The 15,173-nt window shown below is 47.0% G+C and carries 13 protein-coding genes and 1 pseudogene; 2 read left to right on the top strand and 12 right to left on the bottom strand.

Translation table 11 applies throughout. The features are described 5' to 3' along the window. Positions 1 to 6 precede the first annotated feature (6 nt). The 8 genes and pseudogenes from ykfB to proG all read right to left on the bottom strand — a co-directional run. Positions 7 to 1,094, bottom strand: a pseudogene (gene ykfB / locus MOB98_RS07580) (L-Ala-D/L-Glu epimerase); the annotation flags it as partial. Further along, positions 1,091 to 2,050 carry a S66 peptidase family protein gene (locus MOB98_RS07575; protein WP_268367043.1) on the bottom strand — a complete coding sequence of 320 codons (960 nt, stop codon included), beginning with the start codon at positions 2,048 to 2,050 and terminating at the stop codon, positions 1,091 to 1,093. The gene MOB98_RS07575 and the pseudogene ykfB, both read right to left, overlap by 4 nt. Before the next feature lie 87 nt (positions 2,051 to 2,137). Further along, positions 2,138 to 3,769 carry a dipeptide ABC transporter substrate-binding protein DppE gene (gene dppE / locus MOB98_RS07570; protein WP_268367042.1) on the bottom strand — a complete coding sequence of 544 codons (1,632 nt, stop codon included), beginning with the start codon at positions 3,767 to 3,769 and terminating at the stop codon, positions 2,138 to 2,140. A gap of 20 nt (positions 3,770 to 3,789) precedes the next feature. After that, a complete protein-coding gene (locus MOB98_RS07565; protein WP_268367041.1) occupies positions 3,790 to 4,797 on the bottom strand; it encodes an ABC transporter ATP-binding protein in 1,008 nt (335 codons plus the stop codon). Between the two features lie 4 nt (positions 4,798 to 4,801). Further along, positions 4,802 to 5,764 (bottom strand): dipeptide ABC transporter permease DppC, encoded by a 963-nt coding sequence (dppC, locus tag MOB98_RS07560; protein WP_268367040.1) that lies wholly within the window; start codon positions 5,762 to 5,764, stop codon positions 4,802 to 4,804. Between the two features lie 5 nt (positions 5,765 to 5,769). Beyond that, positions 5,770 to 6,696, bottom strand: a complete 927-nt coding sequence (gene dppB, locus MOB98_RS07555; protein WP_268362920.1) for a dipeptide ABC transporter permease DppB — start codon at positions 6,694 to 6,696, stop codon at positions 5,770 to 5,772. 16 nt (positions 6,697 to 6,712) lie between these two features. Then, positions 6,713 to 7,537 carry a D-aminopeptidase DppA gene (dppA, locus tag MOB98_RS07550; protein ID WP_268362921.1) on the bottom strand — a complete coding sequence of 275 codons (825 nt, stop codon included), beginning with the start codon at positions 7,535 to 7,537 and terminating at the stop codon, positions 6,713 to 6,715. Between the two features lie 128 nt (positions 7,538 to 7,665). Then, positions 7,666 to 8,484, bottom strand: coding sequence for a pyrroline-5-carboxylate reductase ProG (gene proG / locus MOB98_RS07545; protein WP_268367039.1), 819 nt, complete (start codon positions 8,482 to 8,484; stop codon positions 7,666 to 7,668). 171 nt (positions 8,485 to 8,655) lie between these two features. Here proG and htrA point away from each other — a divergent pair, with 171 nt between their 5' ends. Together htrA and MOB98_RS07535 are read left to right on the top strand one after the other, a co-directional pair. Beyond that, positions 8,656 to 10,014: a serine protease HtrA gene (gene htrA / locus MOB98_RS07540; RefSeq protein ID WP_268360142.1), complete on the top strand. Its 1,359-nt coding sequence runs from the start codon at positions 8,656 to 8,658 to the stop codon at positions 10,012 to 10,014. 158 nt (positions 10,015 to 10,172) lie between these two features. Then, on the top strand, positions 10,173 to 10,349 hold the full coding sequence (locus MOB98_RS07535) for a hypothetical protein (RefSeq protein ID WP_268360141.1): 177 nt from the start codon (positions 10,173 to 10,175) through the stop codon (positions 10,347 to 10,349). 173 nt (positions 10,350 to 10,522) lie between these two features. Here the strand turns inward: MOB98_RS07535 and MOB98_RS07530 are convergent, their stop codons facing one another. From MOB98_RS07530 to MOB98_RS07515, 4 genes are all read right to left on the bottom strand, one after another. After that, positions 10,523 to 11,494: a glycosyltransferase family 2 protein gene (locus tag MOB98_RS07530; RefSeq protein WP_268360140.1), complete on the bottom strand. Its 972-nt coding sequence runs from the start codon at positions 11,492 to 11,494 to the stop codon at positions 10,523 to 10,525. 11 nt (positions 11,495 to 11,505) lie between these two features. Continuing rightward, on the bottom strand, positions 11,506 to 13,695 hold the full coding sequence (locus MOB98_RS07525) for a glycosyltransferase family 39 protein (RefSeq protein ID WP_268360139.1): 2,190 nt from the start codon (positions 13,693 to 13,695) through the stop codon (positions 11,506 to 11,508). 7 nt (positions 13,696 to 13,702) lie between these two features. Then, positions 13,703 to 13,843 carry a hypothetical protein gene (locus MOB98_RS07520; RefSeq protein WP_268360143.1) on the bottom strand — a complete coding sequence of 47 codons (141 nt, stop codon included), beginning with the start codon at positions 13,841 to 13,843 and terminating at the stop codon, positions 13,703 to 13,705. 82 nt (positions 13,844 to 13,925) lie between these two features. Next, complete coding sequence (locus tag MOB98_RS07515; protein ID WP_268360138.1) at positions 13,926 to 14,876, bottom strand: ring-cleaving dioxygenase; 951 nt, start codon at positions 14,874 to 14,876, stop codon at positions 13,926 to 13,928. Positions 14,877 to 15,173 lie beyond the last annotated feature (297 nt).

The following is a 15,173-nucleotide window of genomic DNA, read 5'->3' as shown; positions in this document are numbered from 1 at the left end:
TATTATTTCCCCCTTCAAAAGCGCAGTCCGGTGATTCCGAGACCCGGTCTGTCAGGCATCGTAACCGTGCTGCCGCTGTAAGTTATGCCGCCTTTGATGACATCTGTTTTCAGCATCAGCGGCGCGTCAAAATCAAAGCGTGTGATGTTTCTTTTGCTTGCCGCGAAATGCGCCGCGGCCGTAATGCCCAGCTTTGTTTCGATCATGCTGCCGACCATGCACTCCACACCGCACGCCTCAGCCATGGCATTGATTTTCTCTGCACCGCTGATGCCGCCTGCTTTCATCAATTTAATATTAATCAAGTCAGCACTCCGGGTTTGCAGAACTTCGAACGCCTGCCGCGGCGTAAAAACACTTTCATCGGCCATAATCGGCGTGTCTGTCGCATCTGTCACCTTTTTGAGACCAGTGAGATCATCTTTATGGACAGGCTGCTCGACAAGCTCAATCCCCAGACCGGCATCCTCCATTTTCCGAATGGCAGTTATCGCTTCCTTCGGCGTCCACCCCTGATTGGCGTCTAAACGAAGTTTCACGGCTGTCCCGACACGTTTTCTGATTTCCTGGATACGAGCGATATCTGTTGCAATATCATTCTTTCCGACCTTTATTTTCAGCGTTTGAAACCCTTGTTTGAGATAATTCTCGGCATCCGCTGCCATCTCATCAGGGAAGTTGACACTGACGGTATAATCCGTTTCCAGCGTATCTCGGTATCCGCCGAGCATTTGGTATAACGGCATTCCGCACATCTGCGCCCAGCCGTCGTATACCGCCATTTCAACAGCCGCCTTAGCGCTCTGGTTTCCTGTAAGGAGATGCTGGATGTCGTGCAAAATGGCCTCACTGCCGGACAGGCTTTTTCCAAGCAGTGCCGGCTTCAAGACATTGTGAATGGCACTTTCAATGCTATCCATGCTGTCTCCAGTAATCACCATCGTCGGAGGCGCTTCCCCCCATCCGATCGCACCGCTGTCATAAGTGATCCTTACGATGACCGATTCTGCTGTATACACAGTGCGAAGTGCGGTTTTAAACGGCTTTGTCAGCGGCACGGCGATTCGGCTTGTTTCTATTTGAGTGATTTTCATGTCTTCAGCGCCCCTTCTGAAACGCCCGCCTCGATGACGACTGTTTTTTCTGCTGTATTCATAGCCGCTTTTGCGCCGAACGGAACGGCGATACTTGGCGAGCAGTGGCCGATTTTAAATCCTCTCAGAGCAGGCTTGCCCGCTGATACAATATAGTCTTCCAGCACCTGCTCAAGGGAGAGGGATTTCTCTCTCTTCACCGGGACACAATTATGAAAATCACAAACAAGAATGCCGGCGGCTTCCGTCAGCTTCCCTGCCATTTTCAGCTGATTCAGCATCCGGTCAATTTGATACGGCTCCTCGTCAATATCTTCAATGAATAGAAGCTTTCCTCTCGTATCTATTTCAAACGGTGTGCCCAGTGTAGACGTCAGCAAAGACAGATTTCCCCCGACAAGCTCGCCTTCAGCTTTTCCAGGAACAAGCACCGACAGCGGAGAAAGCTCTTCTGTATAGGTGAATTCTGTCTCTTGGAAAAGCTGCTCATACGATGCTTTAGTCAGCGGGTGAACGTCTTCAAGCCCAATATCTGAGCTGAGCATCGGGCCATGGAAGGTGACAAGGCCTGTGTTTTGATGGATGGCAGTATGTAAAAACGTAATATCGCTGTATCCCCAGAAGATTTTAGGATGTTTGCGGACTAAGCTGAAATCAATGCCGGCGGCGATACGTCCAGTCCCAAAACCTCCGCATGCGCACAGTATTGCTTTTACCTCCCCGTCCCTGAACATCTCATGGAGATCGGCCAGCCGCTCATCATCCTGTCCCGCCAAATAGCCGTGCTGGTTTTTCAGCGCCTTGCCCAATTTCACCTGAAGACCGAGCTCTTCTAAAAATAAAAGCGCGGTTTCAAGCTTTTTTGGATCCGGCGGGCTTGCGGGCGCAATCACTCCGACTGTGTCACCCTTTTTCAGCGCTTTCGGCTTGTGATTCAATCGAATCACTCCTTTCATTTGCTCTGCACCCTACGTATACGTGCAAGAAAGAGAAAAAATACCGCTCCTTCACTTAAAGAAGCAGTATTTTCTCAATCGCCGGCGTTAGTTTTTATCTGCCCATTTTAAATCGATGTAGCCAACAGGATGCCGAACGATTCCCTTTACATTTTCGTTTTGCAAGTTGACCTGATTATAGAAATAAACCGGAATAATCGGCGCTTCATCGATCAGCAGCTTTTCTGCTTGATGCATAAGGGAGAAACGCGTTTTTTCATCGGCTTCATGTTTCGCCTGCTTGATCAGCTGATCGTATTCTTTATTGGCCCAGCCTGTGCGGTTCATCGAATTTCCTGTTTGGAAGGCTTCCAGAAAACTGATAGGGTCGGCGTAGTCAGGCAAAAATGAGCTTTGAGAGAATTGGAATTTCAGCGCTTTCTGATCCTCTAAAAATACGTTCCATTCCATATTGGCCAGCTTCACGTCGACGCCAAGAGTATTTTTCAATTTTTGCTGAATCGCCTCGGCAATCTTTTTATGCTCCGGCTTTGTGCTGTAAGTAAGGGTGATCGCAGGAAGCTTCTCATAGTTTTCTTCCTTCATGCCCTTTTCCAGCAGCTGCTTTGCTTTGCTTTCATTTGGCGTCAGCAGGTCTCCGCCCGCTTCACGGAAATCCTTGCCGTCAGGCTGTGTAAATCCAGGCGATACAAAGGCGCGCGCCGGTTTTTCATTGTTTTTTGTGACGTACTTTACAATTTCCTCTTGATCCACAGCCATCGCAAAGGCTTTTCTGATGTTTTCATTTTGGAACGGCTCCATGTTCACATTAAACCGGTAGAAATATAGACCCGCCTGGTCAACAATGCTGACGTTGTCCTGGTCCAGCAGCTGATCGCTTAACTCAGCAGGAACGTAAGCGGTATCCAATTCCCCAGACTGAAACATCTGGTAATCTGTATTTCTGTCACTGACCATCGCCCATTTCACCTTATCAAGCTTCACGGTGCCTTTATCCCAATACGTGTCGCTTTTCTCCATTGTGATGCTGTCATCATGCTTCCACTCCGTCAGCTTAAACGGCCCGTTCCCGACAAATGTATCCGCCTCAGCAAACCACTTCGGATTTTCTTTATCGACCTTTTCATTAACTGGAAAATAGGCCGGATTGGATACGACGCTGAGAAAATATTTTTGCGGCGCTTCAAGCGTTACTTCCAGGGTTCGATCGTTCTTTGCCGTCACCTTCACATCGTCTTTTTTTCCTTTCCCGCTGTTATACGCTTCGCCGCCTTCAATAAAATAGCCGAGAAACGCTGATGAAGCGCCTTTTTTCGGATCAAGCATCCGCTTCCACGCGTATTCAAAGTCTCCGGCAGTTACCGGATCTCCGTTTGTCCATTTCGCATTTTCCCGTATCGTAAATGTGTAGGTTTTTTTATCTTTTGACACAGACCACTTTTCTGCCATTGCCGGTTCAGGCTCATTATCTTTCCCAAGGCGCGTCAGCCCCTCCATGATGTTATTCAACGGCTGCCACGACACATTATTAAAACCGATCGGCGGATCGAACGAAGTCGGTTCATTTTCGTTATTTAAATACAGTACCTTTTCTCCGCTTGTTTTTGCTTTGTCGCTACCGTTTTCTTTTCCGGCCTGTTCGTTTGCTGTACATCCCATCAGCGCAAACGAAAGCCCCAATGCAAGGCCCATCCCCCAAAGCTTTTTCACTCGTTTCATTCTCTTCCCCCTTTTCGTGGTCAATCCTTCGCATCTCCGGACAGCGCCGCATGCTCAGCCCGTTGATCCTGCAGCCAGCAGTTGACGGTGTGCGTGTCAGATCTGATGGTCTCCCCCGGGTATATCCTGTCACACACGATCATCCTGTTCGGACAGCGGGCGGCAAATGGACAGCCTGGCGGAGGTGAAAATAAATCCGGCGGTGTTCCGTCGATCGGAATCAGCTCCGCGCCATCCAAATCCAGACGCGGGACAGAGCCCAGCAGCCCTTTTGTGTATGGATGCTGCGGCTGATAAAAAATATCTTTTCTCGTACCGATTTCCGCTATTTTTCCGGCATACATGACGGCAACTCTGTCAGCAACCTGGGCAACGACCCCTAAATCGTGTGTAATCAAAATGACAGACACATTCGTTTTTCTCTGAATCTCTTTAAACAGCTCCAAAATCTGTGCCTGAATGGTCACGTCAAGAGCAGTGGTCGGTTCATCTGCGATTAAGATGTCAGGCTCGCAGATCAGCGCCATCGCAATGACGATCCGCTGCCTCATGCCGCCGCTGAGTTGGTGGGGATACTGCCTCAGGCGCTCTTTGGGATCGGGAATGCCGACCAATGACAGCATGGAAAGCACCTCTTCCCTGACCGCCTTTTTGCTCATTTTTTTGTGGCGCAGAAGCGCTTCCCCCAGCTGATCTCCGACAGTCAGCGTCGGGTTTAACGCCGTCATCGGGTCTTGAAAAATCATAGAAATGTCGGCTCCCCTTATGCTTCTCATTTCTTTGTCAGAGAGACGGCAAAGGTCTTTTCCTTTAAATCGAATGCTGCCTTCTGTCACTTTCGCCGAATAAGGCGGAAGCAGACCCATGATGCTTTGGGAGGTAACGCTTTTGCCGCAGCCGGATTCGCCGACGATTGCAAAGGTTTCACCTTGATATAAATCAAACGTCACCCCTCTGACCGCCTGAACCGTACCGCCGTAAGTCGTAAAAGAAACGTGCAGATTTTTGACTGACAGAACTTTTTCCATATAGCTACCTCCTCAGCTTAGGGTCGAGCGCATCCTGCAATCCGTCTCCCAGCACATTAAACGCATACATCGTCAATGAAATGAAAAAGGCCGGAAAAAACAGGCGCCACCAATGCCCTGATAAAATCGTAGGCAGGCCGTCATTCGCCATCACACCCCAGCTGGCAAACGGGGCCTGTATGCCGAGACCGAGAAAGCTTAAAAAGGATTCTGCGAAAATAGCGGCAGGTACGGTTAATGTCATTTGTACGATAATTGCCCCCATTGTATTCGGCAGGAGATTCTTTCGGATGATGCGAAAGGTTTTCGCTCCAAAAGTTTTCGAGGCGAGTACATATTCATAATTTTTCAGTTGAAGCACCTGGCCTCTTACAATTCTCGCCATGCCGACCCATCCGGTGACCGTCAGCGCCACAATAATAGTGCCCAGCCCAGGCCCCATCAGCACCATCAGCAAAATGACAACAAGCAGATACGGCAGGCCGTACAGCACTTCGATCACCCGCATCATGATGCTGTCAGTCCTGCCGCCTTTATAGCCGGCAACGCCTCCATAAATGACCCCGATCACAAAATCAATCAGCGCTGCCATGACTCCGACAAATAACGAAATCCTCGCTCCGTACCATGTTCGGGTAAACACATCCCGGCCGAGTTCATCGGTGCCGAACCAATGATCGGCTGAGGGCGGGAGGTTTTGTTCGGCCAGCGATTGGCGCGCGACACTATGGGGTGATAAAAGAGGTCCGATAACTGCCATGACAAATAGAAATAAAAGAATAAAAAGTCCCGCCATCGCTAATTTATTTTTCTTCAGCCTCCTCCAGGCATCCTGCGTGTATGACAAACTCGGCCGCTTGACCGAATCGGCTTCCCGATTTTTTTCGTGATTTGAAACAAACCACTCATCCGGCACCTGAATGTGCTGCTCTGGCTGGCGTTCATCCGTTTGTACAGGGAGATTCACACGCTTCACCCTTTCTTATGCAGTTTAATGCGCGGGTCTAAGAGACCGTAGGCCAAGTCGACCAAAAACAGCATGATGATCAAAATGACGCTGTAAAAAACGGTCGTTCCCATAATCACGGGATAGTCCCGCTGATTAATACTTTCAACAAAATACTTTCCCATTCCGGGAATGGCAAAGATTTCTTCAATGACAAAGCTTCCTGTTAAGATGCTGGCAACAAGTGTGCCCAGTACGGTAATGACGGGCATGAGTGCATTTCTGAGTGCGTGTTTTACGATAATTTTGAACGGAGAAAGCCCTTTTGCTTTTGCTGTGCGGATATAATCTTGTGTCAGGACTTCGACCATGCTTGACCGTGTAAGCCTCGCAATAATCGCCATTGGCCCAACAGCAAGCGCTGCGGTCGGAAGCACCATATGGATCGGGCTCGTCCATGTAGCAGCGGGAAATAGTTTGAGATTGACAGCAAATTGCTGAATAAGCAATGTTGCCAAAATAAAATTCGGGATGGAGATACCGAGTACCGCGAGACTCATCGCGGCGTAATCCAAAAAGCCATTGCGGCGGAGCGCAGCGACTATGCCCAGCACCAGTCCGGAGATCACAGCAATGACAATCGCTGTCATTCCAAGCTCAAAGGAAACGGGAAATCCGCGTTCCAGCATATCATTTACGCTGTCTGACGGTTTTTTAATTGAAGGTCCGAAATCGAATGTAATGATGGATTTTAAGTAGAAAATGTATTGGAAAATGAGAGGATCGTCTAAGTGATAGTAGGCTTCGAGATTTTTTTGTACGGCTTCATTAGTGCCCCTCTCCTCGTTAAAAGGAGATCCGGGAATGACCTTCATGAGAACAAAAGTCAGGGTGGTAATCACCAAAATCGTAGCTGCCATTGCCCAAAAACGCTTTATCATGTATCGCGCCAAAGCCTAACACACCCCTTTAGCAGAATGATGTCCGCATCGCAAGCTCAGTCATGACAAGCATCGCCCGATAGGCTTCAAGCATGTCCTTTGCCTGAAATTGAACGGTTGTGGTTCCCGGCTTTATTTCAGTTCCCGGCATCAGATTCGCCCATTCTGCCTGGCCGTAATTGGCGAACTCAATGCTCAGAACCGGTCTGTCAGGCGGTGTGAGCGGTTTGACTTTGTCCTTGTTTTGCAGGGCAAAGGCGGTTTTTTCTGTCAGCAGCCGGCCGGCTTTCGCGGGGGACAAACACTTCACTGCGGATCTTGAAATGGTTTGTTTAACAGCGGCTGTCGTAACATTCGGAATGAGCTCTTCCGCTTCCTTCGCCGCACGGTCGTCTCCGGCTACCATAATGACCGGGACATCATAATAACCGGCAACGTATGCATTTAACCCGAGCTCACCGACGGGCCGATCGTTTATGTAAAAATGACGGACGCCGAAAATCATGCTGTGTGACATCACACCGGGAGTCGAAGCTCTCGCATGATAACCGAGAAACAAAGCGCCTGTAAACGTTTCATCCAGTCCCTCTACCATTGAAAAAGGTTTGACGTCACCGGAAATCAAATCTGCTTCAGGGTGAAGCTTTTCAATCATCAGATTATTCATCTTCGAATGGCTGTCATTGACCAGCACCTCGGTACACCCGCTGTTAAACGCTGAGGTGATACAGTAATTTGCCTCTTCAGTCATGATGAGCCGCCCGCGTTCGTAATTTCGCTTGCCGGAATCTACAAAGGTATCGTCCGGAAGACCCGAAATACCTTCCATATCTACTGACATGTACAGTTTCATAACGCTCCTCCTTTTTTACTAAATTATGAATATTCTAACAAATTATATTAAAAAAAGAGGAAAAATGCAATATAGCTGGAGAAAATCGCAACGATTCGGTGATAAAAAAAGAATCCTCTTTCAAGGATTCAGGTCTGTTTCTCTGCCTGTTTTGTAAGGAGCTCATATTTTTTCAGCGTTTTTTCAAACACCTGGTCAAAAACTTCCGGCACAGAGCCGCGTATGACCTCAGCTCCCTCTCCGGTAATTCCCCCTTTCGTTGCGACACGTTCCAGCGTTTCCTCGAAAGACATATTCTTTTCGATCAGCATCTTGCCAGTTCCGTATAGCGAATGAATCAGAAAATCAAAGGCTTCTTCTTTGGACAGGCTGCTGTTTCTGACAGCAGACAGCGCCAGTTCTTCGAAGACGGCAGCTATAAACCCCGGTGCCGAGCTCGTCAAGTTGCTGGCAGCATCCACATTCGATTCTTTGATTTCATGTACACGGCTGAAAACCGATAACAATGCATTCAGGCGTTCTTTTTTATCCGTTGCCAGCGCTTCACCGTGAACGACAAGCGAGATGCCTGCTTCTGCTTCGGACGTAATGCTCGGAATGACACGTGATATACCGGCTTCGGTTTCAGCCTCCAAAAGCCGCAGCGGCACCCCGGCAGCAATGGATACGATATGTGTATTCCTGTTCACATACGGGTGCAGACGGCGCATTGTTTCGATGACATGGAGCGGAGGGACACATATCAAAATCAAACGGCATGTTTCCGCCCAGTTCTCAAGCGAATCAGCCGATACGTTTGGATAATCTGACAACAGCGCCTGCAGCCGCTCCCCCCTCGTTCTTGTTTCAATAAAAAGATCATTCTCCTTTATTTGTTCATGCTTCAACAGCTGCCTGGCGATCATATCGGCCATGCTGCCATATCCAATCAATCCAATCTGTTCCATCGACTCAGTCCTTTCATATACAATAAAGAGTGTACCGTTTTCCGCCCTTTTTCACAATTTCCCATAATCTTTTCATTTTTATCCCACAGTTTTTGTTTATGATAAACTCAAGTCATAAACCTATCATAATCAAATTAAAATGAGTGAAAATAGAGAAACGGAGTGAACATGATGGATAACTATCGTGACGAAAACAGAACGGATGGAAATGAGAATGAGGTCTTTCTAGCAAAAGAAAACGACCAGAGCACCTCTTACTCAGCCCGCAATGTCATACATGATCAGGAGAAGAAAAAACGAGGCTTCGGATGGTTCAGACCGCTTCTCGGCGGAGTGATCGGCGGCAGTCTCGCCCTTGGGATTTACACGTTTACACCGCTTGGCGACCATGATTCTCAGGACGCTGCAAAACAGTCATCTCGCGAGCAGCAGACACAATCAGTTACAGCTAAAAGCACGTCCTCTGAATCTAGCAAAAGCTCATCAAGCGCTAGCGGCTCATCTGCATTCAAGAGCGAGGATTCTTCTAAAATCTCAGATATGGTGGAAGACCTTTCACCGGCGATTGTCGGCATCACAAATCTTCAGGCTCAGTCAAACAGCTCTTTGTTCGGATCTGGCTCATCTGATTCCAGTGAAGATACAGAAAGCGGTACAGGATCGGGTGTCATTTTCAAAAAAGAGAACGGCAAGGCTTATATCATTACGAATAACCACGTCGTAGAAGGAGCATCTTCACTGAAGGTCTCTTTATATGACGGCACTGAAGCGACAGCAAAGCTGGTAGGCAGTGACTCGTTAACAGATTTAGCGGTCCTCCAAATCAGTGATGACCACGTAACAAAAGTGGCAAGCTTCGGCGATTCATCTGATCTCAGAACAGGCGAAACCGTCATTGCGATTGGAGATCCGCTCGGAAAAGACTTGTCCCGCACAGTGACTCAAGGAATTGTAAGCGGTGTGGACAGAACGGTTTCAATGTCAACATCAGCCGGCCAAACAAGCATTAACGTGATTCAAACTGACGCGGCGATTAACCCAGGGAACAGCGGCGGTCCGTTGTTAAATACAGACGGCAAAATTGTCGGCATTAACAGCATGAAAATCAGTGAAGATGATGTTGAGGGCATCGGATTTGCAATTCCAAGCAACGACGTCAAACCGATTGCTGAGGAATTGCTGTCCAAAGGACAAATTGAACGTCCGTATATCGGTGTCAGCATGCTTGATTTAGAACAAGTGCCGCAAAACTACCAGGAAGGCACACTCGGCCTGTTCGGCAGCCAGCTGAATAAGGGCGTATACATCCGCGAGGTCGCTTCCGGCTCTCCTGCTGAAAAGGCTGGATTGAAGGCAGAGGATATTATCATCGGCCTGAAGGGCAAAAAAATCAATACAGGCAGTGAATTGCGCAATATCTTATATAAAGACGCAAACATCGGTGACACCGTTGAAGTAAAAATCCTCAGAAACGGCAAAGAAATGACGAAAAAAATCAAACTCGATCAAAAAGAAGAAACAACTTCTTAAAAAAATAGCGCCTCAGCCCGCAAAAGCGGACTGAGGCTTTTTATTGACCAAAAGACCTGATCGTACTATGAAACTTTCTGCCTAGGCATCCGTATATCATACAGACTGACATCATTCTCATCAGATGCACGAGATATCGTTTGCTAGGAGGTATAAACATGAAAACCATGGGATTGAGTATGACCTGCGCCGGATTGGCTTTTCTATTGCTGAGCTTTCTTCTTACTGAATCGACATTGGCGTGGGGAGCTGTACTGGGTGCCAGTATTCTATTAAACGTCACTGGTACGGCAGTGATCAGGCGTTTCTTAAAAGCCCCGCAATATCACAGCTGACATGCAGCAAAGCCTAAGGTTGAAAACTTTTTTAGGCTTTGCTGTTTTTATTTCAGCATGCCTGAACGGCAGTACAAGTTTGCAATCCCTTATTCCCATATGTCTATCAGCATCTTTTCCATTGATTCATGCAGAATAAAAAACCCCAGTCCTTAATGGACAGGGGTTTGTGATTATGACATATGCTGGTCTCTGTAGAATCTTTTATTTTCAATTCCATACGATTTCTGAACGATGTAAAGCGGTCTGTCTTTAGCTTCATCATAGATTCTGCCGATATATTCGCCGATCATCCCCAGAATTAGAAGAACGATGCCGCTGAACAGGAGCTGGATCACAACAAGTGATGACCAGCCTGTAATCGTGCTGTCTGTAAATAGCTTCAGATAGAGCACGATAAACATATACAGAAATCCTGCACCTGACATGAGAATCCCCGCATAGCTTGCCAGCTTCAGCGGTTTGTGTGAAAACGTCGTGATGCCATCCATTGACAGCTTCAGCATTTTTTTCAGCGGGTACTTTGTTTCTCCGGCGAGCCTTTCATCACGTACATACTCGACTGCTGTCTGTTTGAAGCCCACCCAGCTGACTAACCCTCTGACAAAAGGATTTTTTTCTTTTAACCTCTTCATTTCATCACAGACTTTTCTGTCCATGAGGCGGAAATCCCCCGTATCAATCGGGATATCAATATCTGTCATGCTGCTGAGAAGCCGGTAAAACATAGCCGCAGTTTGTTTTTTGAAAAAGGTTTCCCCTTTTCGTTTTGTCCGCACGGCGTACACAACCTCATAGCCTTCCTTCCATTTTTCAATCATATCTAAAATCAATTCAGGAGGGTCCTGCAAATCGGCGTCAATGACGACGATTGCATTCCCCTGTGCATAATCCATACCTGCTGTAATGGCGATCTGGTGCCCAAAGTTCCTTGAAAAATCAATGATCTTCACTCTCGGATCGATCAGGCTGTGTTCTCTTAAAATATCAATACTGCGATCTTTGCTTCCATCGTTGACAAAAAGCAGCTCGTAGTTTTCCTTCGTTTGATCCATGACCTCTTTTAAGCGCTGATAGGTTTCATGAATGACAAGCTCCTCATTATACACAGGTACAACAATGGAATATTGAATATGTCTGCTCATGTTTTCTCCTCCTATTCATCAGCATGTAATTCGTATAATGTAGCCGACTGATTCATTCCGCCAGGTCCGCCGCCCATTTGGCCGTTTTCGCCTGATGCCTTGCTACTGCTTGATGTATCGGCTGAATCAGTATTGTCTGTTTTCTGATCAGATGATGTTTGGTGATCAGAACTTGATTGCCATTTATCTGATGACACTTCTATTCCGTTTTTCTCTACCCATTCAACAATGTCATTGTTTCCGCCTCTTCCTCTTCCAGAAGCTAAGAAGTATTTCACCTTTCCTTCTTTTACAAGCTTTTTAAATTGAGTCAGTGTGATAGCCGGGTCAGAACCGCTGAATCCGCCGATTGTCATAACAGCTTTCTTCGTTTTGATAATATATGGAGCAGCTGTGTTCGAGTCGGTTGTGGCGAATAGGTATTCAGCTCCGGAGTTATTCTCCTCTAAATAGTTGATGAGTTTTTCATTTACAGTTGCATCAGACATTCTCATGCCTTTTCCGCTGGTTGAAGCGAGCTGAGGACCCGTTTCAGGCTGTGAGCTGTTTCCTCCGTACAGAAGCGGTGTGCTTGCCCAATAAATCGGCATCACCAGCAATGCGAGAAGAGCTGCAAGGGATACATAATAACTGATCGGTTTTTGGCGCTGTTTGAACAGCAGCAGAGCAATCGCTGACAGCGCGCCGAGAACGCCTACACCAATGCTCCAGCCCGCTCCGATCTGATCGTTGTAGTTCCTGAGAATAAACAATTCAAATGCAGTTGTCGCAATAATCGCTGCCGGCAGAAGCCATGATTTCCAGCCTGTCTGATTGCGGTACAGATGAACAAGAGCAACCCAGCCCGCACCGACTAGAGCCGCAATCGGCGGTGCCAGCATAATGAGATAATAGTGATGGAAAAATTCTGCGACACTGAAGAATCCGGCAATCGGTACAAGCCATGCGACCCAGAACACCGTTTCCTTCTGTTCAGCAGATAGCCTTCTTCTTTCTCTCGCGCCTGCAATCAGTAAGCCTGCGATTCCAAAAATTGCAAATGGCAGAAGCCAGCTGATTTGATCCGATAATTCTTGTTGGAAAAGCCGCAGCGGACCAGGTGTTCCCGTTCCGAACATTCCTGAACCTGATTGCATTTTCGAGCCGGTTCCTGTACCGCCTTTCCCTCCGTCTCTGCCAGGTCCGCCTTGTCCGCCATCTCCTCCGCTCGGAGGGCCTCCTTGACCGCCGCTTGGCATTTCTCCGTTGGTTGGCATTTGGCCATTGGCTGGAGGTTGCGTCATATTGGCATTTGATGATTTGTCATCACTTGAAGAGCTGCTGCTGGATGACTGATTAGGCGGTGCTTGCGTGTTATCGGAAGAAGACATTTCTTTTGAAGCGTCTCCGTTTGTCCCACCCTGGCCGCCGGAATTTTGGCCTATCAGCCGCTGAATCCCGTTATAGCCGAAAGCCAATTCTAAAACAGAGTTGGTCTGGCTGCTTCCGATATAAGGCCGTTTGCTTGCAGGGACATTGTCAACAATGAGCGGCCATGATAACGAAACGGCTGCTAATACGGCAAATGCACTTACCAACGACATGATTTTTTTCTTCATCGTGGCGTTTGCCGCAATCAGATAGAACAATAAGAAGGCCGGTAAAATCATATAAGCCTGAAGCATTTTTGTATTGAAACCTACTCCAACGACGAAAAATGCCGCTAACAGCCAGATCAGCTTTCCTTTTCTGATGGCTTTAAAGAGAAGCCATGTAGCCAGCAACAAGAAAAATACCAGTAATGCATCAACATTGTTTGTACGTGCTACAGCTACTGCAATTGGCGTACAGGCCATAACAAATGAGGCAATGCGCGCCGCCGTTTTTCCGAATGCCGGCTTTATCAGCAGGTACATAAGAAGTACTGAGCCTACACCCGCCAATGCCTGAGGGAGAATGACACTCCACCCATGCATACCGAATATCAGCGCACTGATCGTTTGGATTTGGTATGTAACAGGCGGTTTATCAACTGTTATAAAGCCGGCAGCATCGAACGAAGCATAAAAGAAATTATGAAAGCTTTGCATCATACTTGTAACTGCCGCGGTGTAATAAGGATTCACCGTGTCGTCCTTCCAAATGTTATAGATATTTAAGAATGCAGATGCGAGCAAAATGAGGATGAGGACGATATCCAGCTCGCGTTTTTTCTTTTCCACGTGTTTTTCACTCCTTTTTGTCTAACTTTGAGATAGTGTAACAAGCAAATATGAATAAACTATTAATAAACAAAGACAATATTTTTGCCGAGGCTCTTTCATGCCAATCGCCCATATACACAAAGGGTTTTAAGCCTTTTCTCCCAATCTGCGCATGATCTTTCCTGCCCAATGTTTATGCCAAAATAAAAAACCTTCCGGCCGCGCCGGAAGGCAAATGAAAACACAGTTTATTGAATTGGTTTTAGTTTTGCTTCAATTTCAGCTCTTCGATGTTCAAGGTACGGCGGAAGAGCGATCGTTTGGCCAAGCTCATCAAGGTTTTCATCAACCATAAAGCCCGGTCCGTCTGTTGATAGCTCGAACAGAATGCCGTTCGGCTCTCTGAAATACAGTGCCTTGAAGTAATAGCGTTCAACAATGCCGGAATTGCTGTACCCTTCTCGGCTGATGATTTGATGCCATCCGGCAAGCTCTTCTTCATCTCTTACGCGAAATGCGACATGGTGAACACTTCCTTTGCCTTGGCGCTCGCGCGGAAGATCATTTCTTTCTATTAAATGGATTTCCGTTGCCGCACCGCCTTCTCCTGATTCCAAAATAACGGCGGTTCCTTGTCCTTCAACTGATTCCCGGCTGATTTCTGTAAAACCAAGAATATTTATCAATACGTGTAAGGTTGAATCAGCGTAAGGCACAGTCAGTTCAACCGGTCCTAACCCGCGAAATGAAAATTCTTCCGGAATGCCGCTTTGTTTAACAGGCAGGCCATAACCTTTGCCTTTCTCATCAGCAGTCAGGACAAGGCGCTGTCCTTCATGGTCTTGGAATGCCAATATGTCACGCCCGGCTCTTTTGGCAATGCCGCTATGCGCCACCTGATGCTCTTCAAAACGCTCTTTCCAGTAATGGAGTGCTTCTGTGCTTGGAACGCGCAATCCAATAGAAGAAATGCTGTTTGTTCCCGCATGAAACGGTGCAATGCGGGGAATCTCGAAAAACGTCAGCTCGGTTCCGGGATTGGCCACTTCATCTCCGTAGAATAGATGATACATTGTCGGTTCATCCTGGTTGACGGATTTTTTGACAAGCTTTAATCCTAATACGTTCTTATAGAAATCCAAGTTTTTTTGTGCATCGGCGGTTAATGCAGACACGTGGTGAATGCCATTGACTTTCATATGCTGTCCCTCCAGGTCATTTTATCTCGATTTCGAGATATTATATCATAGTTTTAGGTTTATTGTTCTAATGACAAGGTATTTTATTCGCATGGAAAAGTCAACATATCAGCTTCAACAAAGGTTCGTTCATTCGCTGATTTCACGCTGCACCTTCGATACCAGCTAAACCCCTAACTCAAAACACGAACTTTCCAACTAAAAAATTATATATTTGTTCGTTTATAACTTAATAAAGTAGGCGTTTTCATAAATTTATCCGTCACAAACAAAGCAATTATCGAAAATCAGAAAATT

The organism is Bacillus sp. N13C7 (genome assembly GCF_026790065.1).
Taxonomy (GTDB): domain Bacteria; phylum Bacillota; class Bacilli; order Bacillales; family Bacillaceae; genus Bacillus.
This window is presented reverse-complemented; position numbering and strand designations above follow the sequence as displayed.